The sequence below is a fragment of the Acinetobacter sp. neg1 genome (genome assembly GCF_000788125.1).
Lineage (GTDB): Bacteria > Pseudomonadota > Gammaproteobacteria > Pseudomonadales > Moraxellaceae > Acinetobacter > Acinetobacter vivianii.
Map to the genome: position 1 here is coordinate 41,187 of NZ_JSZD01000017.1, position 10,418 is coordinate 51,604.

Below are 10,418 nucleotides of genomic sequence, written 5' to 3' on the forward strand. Positions count from 1 at the left end.
TGGGTTTTTTATGATTATCTTTACGTGCCTCAAAAAGATGAAAGCAGTGCTTTCATCTTTTTTCGTACCTTGGATTCAAGCGAACAAAATCGTAGATAAAGAGAAGAACTAAGTTTTAGTTTGATCTTTAAAAAAGCCCTTGTTTATGCAAGGGCTTTTTTTGGATAATTCTACTATTACGTGCGTTAGTGAAGCATAGCTTCACTCTTGCGCAGGGGAAAAGCGCCGCTTTTCTTTTTCCCTGCTCATGCCTTGGATTCAAGTAAACAAGATTGTTGATAAAGAGAAAAACTAATTTCTCGAATCAATTGATTTGAATGCGAAGACCCACTCTATTTGAGTGGGTTTTTTATGTTTATCTTTACATGCCTCAAAAAGATGAAAGCAGTGCTTTCATCTTTTTTCGTACCTTGGATTCAAGCGAACAAAATCGTAGATAAAGAGAAAAACTAAGTTTTGGTTTAATCTTTAAAAAGCCCTTGTTTATGCAAGGGCTTTTTTTGTGATTGGATACAGAGTTATAACAATATGGGCAAAAAAATCAGATTAGTATTGTTTAAGTTTTAAGCTTTTTTATGAGAGATTGATCTCTGATTGAGAATAACAATGCGCTATGATTTTTGCGTAGAGCTGCGATTCAAAACAAATAAAAATCAATAAAGTGAAAATTAAATAAACGCTGATAAAGATAAATGGGTCTCTAGGAAATAGTTGAAATAAAAAAATAAGGTTTTTCATCGGCTTGAATTTAACATTTGCTTTTATTCTATTGATTTATAAAGTGAAAAGGACTTGACCTTATGTGAGATGATGCTATTGTTAAGGAAAGTTTATGAATCACAGATTCATTGCTTTTTGGGGTGTGGAAGGTCGTTCGGATTTCGAGCATTTTTGCTCATCAAATAAAAAAAAGTACTGAATAATCATGGAAGTCCTTTATGGTTCACGTTGATTACGATAGCACATTGGTCATCGTTTCCATTTTGGTTGCAATAGCGACATGCTATGCTGCAGTTTCAATGGAAGAACTCGTTTTTAAAGTTGCTTATAAAAAATTTGAAAAAAGCATTTTAGTGGCGAGTGGGTTAATCTTGGGATTAGCCATATGGTCAATGCACTTTGTGGGAATGCTGGCTAGCCATTTGCCAGAAGGGTATCATTTTGATGTTAATTTAACCGTACTGTCTTATCTGGTGGGTGCGGTGGCTTCCATTTTTGCAGTATGGTTAACCTCACGACCCACGTTACCGTTGCCCCGTTTGATTCTCGGTGCCGTTTTTATGGGCCTTGGAATATCGGGTATGCATTACACCGGCATGCTGGCGTTAACGGTTGAACACCACCGCATGCATTATGATCCACTGTTGGTGATTTGTTCGGTACTCATTGCGATTAGTGGTTCTGGTTTAAGTTTCTTTTTCATTTTCAAATATAAAAGCGCTGTTAAATATCGAACTTTACTTAAAGCAATCATCGCTGTCCTGATGGCATTTAGTATTGTTGGCATGCATTATACGGGCATGGCAGCCACCTACTTTGATGAAAGTCTGGCTCAAATCCTGACCTCGGATCAGACCGAACAAAGCGTTTTACTATTTACCATTATTTTTATTACCAGTCTGGTTTTTGTTGCAGGTTTTGCAGTCGCCGTGTTGGAAGCCCGTCTGGAAGAACGCAATGAACAGCTCACAAAAATTAATAAAGAGTTGGCTACACAGTCATTACATGATGCACTGACAAAATTACCTAATCGTTTATTCCTAACCGATTATGCTGAAGTCGTATTTAGTCACCATCGTCTGCATGAACAAAAAGCGGCTTTTTTATATATCGATCTAGACCGTTTCAAGTCGGTGAATGATGCTTTCGGGCATCATATCGGTGATCAGCTTCTGATTCAGATGGCGAACCGTTTGCATAATAAATTAGACAATAGCCGCCATAAGCTGTTTCGGATTGGTGGTGATGAGTTTGTCTTAATTGCCGAAAATACGGATATCAATGAAGCGATGCAGCTTGCAGAAAATATTCTGCATTACATTCAGGAAACCTATTTAATTGCGACCAAAGATATCAATATCTCTGCCAGTGTCGGGATTGCCATGTATCCTGAACATGCCACAAATGTGCAGGACATTTTAATTAATGCTGATGTCGCGATGCTGATCTCCAAAGAGCAGGGCCGCAATACCTATACCATGTTCCATTCAATGTCTGACCAGCACGATGTCCGCAGTCAGTCCAAGTTGATTAATGATTTATATAAAGCGGTCGATGAGCAGCAATTTGTTTTATTTTACCAGCCTAAATTTACGGCTAACTATGAAGTTTGTGGTGTCGAAGCCTTGATTCGCTGGAAACATCCAAGTTTAGGATTGTTAACGCCGCAAATGTTTATCGAAGGGGCAGAAAAAACCGGTTTGATTATTCCAATGGGATACTGGGCACTCGAGCAAGCCTGTCAGCAGATCCAGAAATGGGAACGAAATAACAGTGCATTTTACCCGATAGCAGTCAACCTGTCGGCCCTTCAGTTTGAAAATAAAAAGTTATTTAGCGTACTGGAACAACTGCTGGAGCAATATCAAATCCAGCCACATCATTTAATTCTTGAAATTACCGAATCAACAGCGATGCATCATATTGATTCCAGTATCCGTACGCTGGAACGCTTGCGGAAGTTAGGGATTCGTATTGCTATTGATGATTTTGGGACAGGTTATTCGAGTTTCCTGTATTTAAAAGATTTACCTGTGGATGAACTTAAAATTGATCGGGGCTTTTTGATTGACTTGCAGCCGAATTCAAAAGAAGAAGCGATTTTAGAAAGCATTATCCATTTAGCAGCAAAGCTGGGTTTGACTGTGACCGCGGAAGGCGTAGAAACGCAACAACAGGCTGATATCTTGACCAGTTTAGGCTGCAATCAGTTGCAAGGCTATCTGTTGGGAACACCTGTAAATGTTGAAAGTCTGGTACTGCATCGCCAGCAGCATTTTGCCTGAGTTATCTATATAGGCTGCTCGGTTTATTTAAACCTTACAGCCTGATCTCGCTGAAATGATTAATCAGAACGTTGTGCCAGCCACTTGGTCACCACGGGCCAAACGGAATGGGGTGCCTGATTACCTGAGACCAGTCCCATATGTCCGCCAGGGACGATTTCAAACTGTTTATCGGTACTGCTAATTAAATCCATCAGCGGACGTACCGCCTCAGCAGTCACGATAATATCGGTGCTGCCACCTACTGCCAGTACCGAACAATCAATATCTTTTAGATTCGCAGTTTGCTCGCCGAATTTAACCGTTCCAGTGGAAAGTTCATTATCAATCCAGAAACGTAAAATGATATCGCGCATGACGCCCCCAGGGTAAGCCAGCATATTGTCGACAAAAGAGCTGGAAGTCGCGTGATTAATCACAAACTGACGGTCATTCAGATTCTTAACTAGTTCCCAGTAATTCTTAAAGTTTCCAATCGGATCGGTCAGTTTAAATCCCAAGGTATTTTGCCAGCCGTGGATATGGAAGACGCGACTAGGCACCTGATAGATACGGAACTTGGTATTGCTACGAATCCATTGCGCGGGTGCAGTCAGTTTTTGATAAAACTTGCCCATATAACCTGATTTATGCGTATTAATGGGTGATGCCAGAATCACGATATTTTGAATATTTTTATCTTTAAAGAGAGAAGTGTAGCAAAGCGAAAGTGCGCCACCTAAACTCCATCCGTAGAGTGAAAGTTGTTGTTGACCGCTATGCTGGCGGATCTGTTCAATAAAATCTGGCATAAAGGTTTTGACATAAGTACCGAGATTATATTTTGCCTGTCGCAGACTCGGTGTACCCCAATCAATTAAATAAACATCAAAACCTTGTGCAAGAAAATAACGGACTAAACTACGATTTGGAAATAAATCATAGATCAGCATGTTGGCTGCAAGGGGAGGCACAATGACGAGAGGAATTCGATGTTTTGCTGTCGTATGATCCGTGGTGTAGTGACGCAAGCTGATAATTTCACGTTGATAGACGATGTCAAAAGGTGTCTTGCCTGAAAGGGCAAGCTGTTGTCCACGAAAGACACGATCTACAGCATTGGCAAAGATATGACGTACTTGGTGGCTTTTACGGCTATGCAAAATTCTTTTCGCCGTTTGTGTACTCAACAAAGTACGTTTCGCTTTTGGCAATTGAGTCATTGTGAACCTAAAACGTTAAGCTATTACTATTCAGTAGCGGCATATTAGAAGAAAAAGTGCGGCAGCTCAGTGACTCATTTGCTTAACTTATATTCCAAAATGATCAATTTTCTATAAAGCGTCTGGCCCAAAAAGGTGAGGAGGATTGATTTGATTAGAAATAATAGAATTTAAGATATATGAAATTGCATATATATGAATAATCATATATAAAGATTATATTATTCTTTGGATGTCTTTCTAATGGCAGAAATCAAGATTTATCATAATCCTGCTTGTGGAACCTCACGTAATACCTTGGCGTTGATTCGAAATACTGGAGTTGAACCCACCATCATTGAATATTTAATTCATCCCCCGACACAAAATGAATTGGTACAACTGATTCAGGATGCGCAGTTAACTGTACGAGAAGCGATTCGAAAAAATGTCGAGCCCTATCATGCGCTGAACTTGGATCGTGATGACTGGACGGATGAACAACTGATCCAGTTTATGCTTGAGCATCCAATTCTGATCAATCGCCCTTTTGTAGTGACCTCAACGGGAACCCGCCTTTGTCGTCCGTCAGAAGTTGTACTCGACATTTTAGTGCTTGCTCAAAAAGGTGCTTTCTATAAAGAAGATGGTGAGCAGATCATTGATGAAAATGGACAGCGTATCCAGTAAACCCTGTTGAATGAAATGAATAATTTAAGTCGGAGATAGAGATGGATGCCGTCAATTTTTTTAAATGTTTATCGGATGAAACAAGGCTGAGTATTGTGATGCTCGTTGCGGAGCATAAAGAATTATGCGTCTGTGATTTAACTGAAAAATTACAATTAAGTCAGCCAAAAATTTCTCGCCATTTAGCTTTATTACGTGCAAGTGGAATATTACAAGATCGCCGTCAAGGACAATGGGTGTACTACAGTATTGTGGCCCATTTACCAAGTTGGTGTAATGAAATCTTCGACGTTTTAAAGTTGCAGAACACAACAATTTACCCTCAATTACACCGCTTAGATCGCAAAAGCTGTTGCGAATAAAACCTATGAAAAAGTTATCCTTTTTAGATCGTCATCTGACCGTGTGGATTTTTCTTGCAATGGGCTTAGGCGTTGCAATAGGCGTATTTTTCCCACAAGCCTCTATTGCTTTGGATCGGATGCATGTTGATTCGGTCAATATTCCGATTGCAATCGGGCTGATTTTGATGATGTATCCTCCTTTGGCAAAAGTGGACTATGCAAGCCTGCCCGAGGTCTTTAAAGATAAAAAGACGCTGAGCTTATCTTTGATACAGAACTGGCTGATTGCACCAAGCTTGATGTTTGGTCTGGCGATTATTTTTTTGCATCATTATCCTGAATATATGACGGGGCTCATTCTTATTGGTTTGGCGCGTTGTATTGCGATGGTTTTGGTCTGGAATGACTTGGCCTGTGGTGACAACCAGTATGTCGCTGCCCTTGTGGCCTTTAATAGTGTGTTTCAGATTCTATTTTTTAGTACCTATGCCTGGTTATTTCTGAGTGTCTTACCGCCGTATTTTGGTATTGCAGGACAAGTGATCCATGTCGATTTCTGGACAATTACCCATGCTGTGCTGGTTTATTTAGGGATTCCATTTTTTCTTGGATTTATGACTCGTTTGGTTTTGGTGAAAACTAAAGGGCTGGAATGGTATCAGCATCATTTTATTCCCAAGATTAGTCCATTTAGTTTATTGGCTTTGCTGTTCACGATTGTCGCTATGTTTAGCCTGAAAGGTGGTGAGGTGATTAGCCTGCCTTTAGATGTGATCCGTATTGCGATTCCGCTGACAATTTACTTTGTTGTAATGTTCTTCATTAGCTTTTTTATGAGCAAATGGATGAGGAATGATTATCCTAAAACAACAGCAATATCTTTTACCGCTGCGGGGAATAATTTCGAACTGGCCCTTGCTGTTGCGATTGCAACATTTGGCTTGGCTTCACCAGTGGCTTTTACAACAGTGATTGGCCCATTGGTTGAAGTTCCTGTGTTGATTGCATTAGTCAGTGTGTCTTTGTGGTTGAGAAAGAGATTATTTCCTCAATCAAGAGGCTAAAAGAAATATTAAAAAAGTTAAAAAATTCAATCGGCTAAGTTTTATTTTTGACATAAATTGTAAATCGCTTGAAATTTAATCCATTTGGATTATTATTTTAATCTAGATGGATTAGATCTTAAGTGAACAAAATCCAAAATCATAAGTATGAAACCAGTGGATAGGTTGATTAGAAATTGATTAAAAAGGAAAAATTTATGGAAAAACGCAATAAAGTAAAAACGGCAATTTTTTTAACGGTGATGGGTTCTGCTGGGCTAACTGCATGCAATGACGATGATCATTCAAGTTCGGCCAGCAATCCGCCACCTCCAGTGACTGAACTCACTGATTGTATGTGGCAAAACTCGGTTACCAGTAAATCACATACTGGTGAAGATCCACTTAATTTTGCATTTCCAGATACCAATGTAAATTACTGGTCATCTGAGTTTACGGTACCTGAGGGTGCCAAAGTGATGATTGATGGAGATTATCCTTATTCTCGTCATTTTTCTCTGGTCAGCTATACCGCAAAAGGAGAGCGGGTCAATTCATTGCTTGATCGGGCGATTGAACCAAATCAAGGGGCGACCAATCCTTTTGTAGTAGGCAATAATCGTTTAGGAAAAGACCGCGCATATTCAGCACAACTACAACTGGCAGACTTACCTGCTACACCAGCCAAAAATACGCTTTATGCACCCAAAACAGCAGATAATAAAGTTGCCATTTTATATCGTGTCTATGTTCCTAACAAAAATATGAATGAGAAAGGCAATGTAAGTTTTCCACGTTTTAAAGTTCAGCTTGCCAATGGTGAGGTGAAAAAGGGCAATGAGGTTTGTAATCTTTTACTGGTCAAACAAGGACCGATTGATCGTACAACAACATTGCCTTTACAAGCGACTTTAGCTGCATTCAATCAAAATCGTTATGAAGGTTTCCCGGCACAACAAGAACCAAAATGGTATAAAGCCTTTAGTGCGTTAGATAGCTTCAAATGTATTTATAAAATTGATCCAATCACTAAAACACCAATCGATAAATGCGAAGGGATGGCGGTCACACCAAAGTTGGGTTATTGGGCAACTCCTGACAATGAATATGTCTATGCTGCGACCAGTAGACGATTGGGTGAAGTAATTGAGCTACGGGCTAAAATGCCAACTACAGAAAAAACCTTTAATAATGATCAGTTTGTGAAAAAAACGGATGTACGTTATTGGTCGATTTGTACCAATGAAGTGATTACCACAGCAACCAACTATTGCCTGTATGATGAAAATATTCAGAAAGTTGATAAAGATGGGTTCTATACCATTGTCGCATCTTTAGCCGAAGATAGACCTGCAAATGCACGTGAAGAATGTGGTGTATATTTCCTAGAGTTAAGTCCAAGAGGTTCTGGTTATACTGCAGAAGATGGAAAAGCATTTGGACACACTGATTTTGGTCTATTGATCATGCGTAATTTACTGCCTGACCCTGCATTTAAGCACGCCGTACAAAATGTCAAAGCGATGGGGGAAGAGAAAGCGGTAATGGGAGGTTATTTACCAGATATCCGTTATACCTCTAAAGCTGCTTTTGAAGATAAAGGCTGTGTTTAAGCTGTTACATCTACCTCACGCATTAAACCAATCTTGTTGAAAGATTGGTTTAATTTTAATGCATTGTGATATAAAAGCACTCGATTCAAATCTTTCCCTGTGAAATAGCATGACCAATCAAACGAAAGAGAAGCTGATCGAAGCAGCTATTGTTCTTTTTTCACAGAACAATGTTGAAACGCTTTCTGTTCAGAAAATAAATGAAACTGCTGGGGTTGCAAATAAATCTGCACTTTATTATCACTTCAAAAATAAGTGGGGATTGGTCGAAGCTGCATTGGCACATGTGATGCAACCTTACGTCAATGATAGCTTGGCTCTGCTCAATACAATCCAGCCAGAACAGGTACAAGTCTCAGATGTTGTCGATGCGCTCATGAAACCCATGGTCAACATCCTTTTACAGGAAAATGGTATTCATTATTTGAAATTCTTCTCCAAGACAATCAGTGCTGGAGATGAGGGGCGAATGATTGTTGCCAAGACACTGGTACCCATTTCAAATAAAGCAGTTGAACTTTTAATGCTTGCTTTACCTGAAGCAGAGCAGGATGCGCTATCGCTCAAAGTGTTGTTCACCTTCAATACAATCTTAAATATTATTAGTGACATTGGGCTTGAACATTTCTGGCCAACCAATGTGAAAGATCATCGATTGATTGGTAAATATTTGAAAGATTATATTGAGGGGGCAATACGTTTCAAAGCAAATCATACTTATTGATTTTTAACTTCAAATATAAGAGTGTTAAAGTTGGGTTTATCATTTTTTATCGAATTTAAAGTTTGATAAACCGAAATGGGAATAATCTGTCTGGTTTATAATCTTGGTTTTTATTTTACCAAATGGTTAAATTAAACAATTGTAAAATATTAATAAGATTTTCTCTGTTCTTTTCGGTTCTATCGATCTAATTTAATATTTTTGAATTTAGTAGATTGTAGGAGAAATATTGGAAATTTTTCTTTAATTAATTAAGAGAATAAAAGATCTAAAATCATGGTGTAAAAATAAAAGCTGAAAAAGAAGAATAAAATAGATTTCTTAATTTGATTGATGAATATTGAGATTGTTTAAAATTTTTATCTAGCATGTATGAATTTCATACAAATACTTTAGCCATAAAAAAACCTCAGCTAACGAAAAATGCTGAGGTGAAAAGGAGGTTGCATCATAATTATATTGCTATTTATTTTTTAATTAAAGGGTTTTGGGTTATAAAAGCATAATGTGTTTGTTTTTAGAAGCAAAAGTGTTTTTAATTTTTTGTCTTAAATTTTGCTTCTGTTTTAATCAGGAAATTTTTTTAGACTGTTTTAGATAATAGTCTTTAAAAGAGACTCTTTGTTCACGGATATAATCACTGGGTTTTTTTCCTGTCCAGCCGATGAATGCTCTTGAAAAAGCACTAATATGGCTATAACCCAATAAATCTGATATTTCCTGAATATTTCTGTTCGAGTTAATTAACTTTTTAGCTAACTCAAATTTTTTGGATTGTAGTAACGATGAGAATGTTGTATTGGCGCTTGATAGTTCTCGCTTTAATGTTCTTTCAGAAATTTTTAACTTGGTCGCGACATCCGTTAAGCTTGGAAAGCCAAAACCAGGTATGAATTTAAGTTGTTGATTTACTTTTAAAATAATCTTGTTGTCTTGATCTTGATAGAAAAGGTATTCTTTATTGACCAGTTCCATTGCAATCATATAAGCACTAGGTGAGCTAAATGTTAGGGGTAAATCCAAACACTTGGTATCAAAACTGATCTGGTTATATTCTTCGTTAAAATGAATAATTGGTAAGCGCTTTTCATAGAATTGATGATAATCGGCTTGATCCCAAGTGACATTAATATTTATGCCTGTTAAATTGTAGTTGGTGATGAGTTGAAGGTTATTCACAATATCAATTAATGCACTTTCAATAAAAAACTTATTAACAATATTTTTTTTGCTTTCATTTAAGTGGTTAGGTAGTTGGTAGAGTGGGTTGAGTCGAATAATAATTTTATTATTTTTATTTAAAATGGATAAATCCATTTTGTGAAGACGCATATTATAATATTTTTGCAAGTCAACTAAAACTTTTCCAATGGTATTGTTGGTCAGTAAGGCAAAGCCCAAAGCACCATGAGTTGTAAGCTTACAGTTAAAACCTAACTGATAACCTAAACCTTTTTCTGGTAGGAGCTCTAACAGGCGAATCACAATATCAATCCATTGATTGAAACTCATGCGTTCATTCTGATTGACGTCAGTTAGCAAAGATAGAGGAATTTGACAATATCTGATGATTTCCCCTTTAGGGATTCCAAATCTAGAAGCTGTGTCGACAAGGATTTTTAGATAATCATTATGAACATTAAGTAACTGTTTTTTCATAGCAAAAAGAAGATATTGACCTAAAAATCCTTATACATTAGGTTATTATATTTTTTATGCTTTTATAAAACAAAGACCTGTTTTGTTAATTCCTGAGGTTTTTAATGTTTATTAATATTCCTTTGAGGAATAATGGACGAAAAATGATAAAAAAATGTC

8 protein-coding genes are annotated in these 10,418 nt (G+C 37.5%); 6 read left to right on the plus strand and 2 right to left on the minus strand.

Features of this window, described 5'->3' with window-relative positions:
• The first annotated feature begins 938 nt into the window (after positions 1–938).
• Positions 939–3,005, plus strand: coding sequence for a putative bifunctional diguanylate cyclase/phosphodiesterase (locus PJ15_RS13440; protein WP_005255210.1), 2,067 nt, complete (start codon positions 939–941; stop codon positions 3,003–3,005).
• A 59-nt stretch (positions 3,006–3,064) separates the two neighbouring features.
• On the opposite strand, the gene PJ15_RS13445 is transcribed toward PJ15_RS13440, so the two are convergent.
• Positions 3,065–4,207 carry an alpha/beta fold hydrolase gene (locus PJ15_RS13445; RefSeq protein ID WP_047431623.1) on the minus strand — a complete coding sequence of 381 codons (1,143 nt, stop codon included), beginning with the start codon at positions 4,205–4,207 and terminating at the stop codon, positions 3,065–3,067.
• Between the two features lie 243 nt (positions 4,208–4,450).
• Between PJ15_RS13445 and arsC the strand changes: the two genes are divergently transcribed.
• The 5 genes from arsC (at position 4,451) to PJ15_RS13470 (ending at position 8,600) form a co-directional block, all read left to right on the plus strand.
• Complete coding sequence (gene arsC / locus PJ15_RS13450) at positions 4,451–4,876, plus strand: arsenate reductase (glutaredoxin) (RefSeq protein ID WP_047431626.1); 426 nt, start codon at positions 4,451–4,453, stop codon at positions 4,874–4,876.
• 41 nt (positions 4,877–4,917) lie between these two features.
• Positions 4,918–5,238 carry a metalloregulator ArsR/SmtB family transcription factor gene (locus tag PJ15_RS13455; RefSeq protein WP_047431629.1) on the plus strand — a complete coding sequence of 107 codons (321 nt, stop codon included), beginning with the start codon at positions 4,918–4,920 and terminating at the stop codon, positions 5,236–5,238.
• Between the two features lie 5 nt (positions 5,239–5,243).
• Positions 5,244–6,284 carry an ACR3 family arsenite efflux transporter gene (gene arsB, locus PJ15_RS13460; RefSeq protein WP_047431631.1) on the plus strand — a complete coding sequence of 347 codons (1,041 nt, stop codon included), beginning with the start codon at positions 5,244–5,246 and terminating at the stop codon, positions 6,282–6,284.
• Positions 6,285–6,481: 197 nt separating this feature from the next.
• A complete protein-coding gene (locus PJ15_RS13465) occupies positions 6,482–7,876 on the plus strand; it encodes a hypothetical protein (RefSeq protein WP_047431634.1) in 1,395 nt (464 codons plus the stop codon).
• 109 nt (positions 7,877–7,985) lie between these two features.
• Positions 7,986–8,600 carry a TetR/AcrR family transcriptional regulator gene (locus PJ15_RS13470; protein WP_047431636.1) on the plus strand — a complete coding sequence of 205 codons (615 nt, stop codon included), beginning with the start codon at positions 7,986–7,988 and terminating at the stop codon, positions 8,598–8,600.
• Between the two features lie 570 nt (positions 8,601–9,170).
• Here PJ15_RS13470 and PJ15_RS13475 read toward each other — a convergent pair.
• Positions 9,171–10,259: an AraC family transcriptional regulator gene (locus PJ15_RS13475; protein WP_004774506.1), complete on the minus strand. Its 1,089-nt coding sequence runs from the start codon at positions 10,257–10,259 to the stop codon at positions 9,171–9,173.
• Positions 10,260–10,418 lie beyond the last annotated feature (159 nt).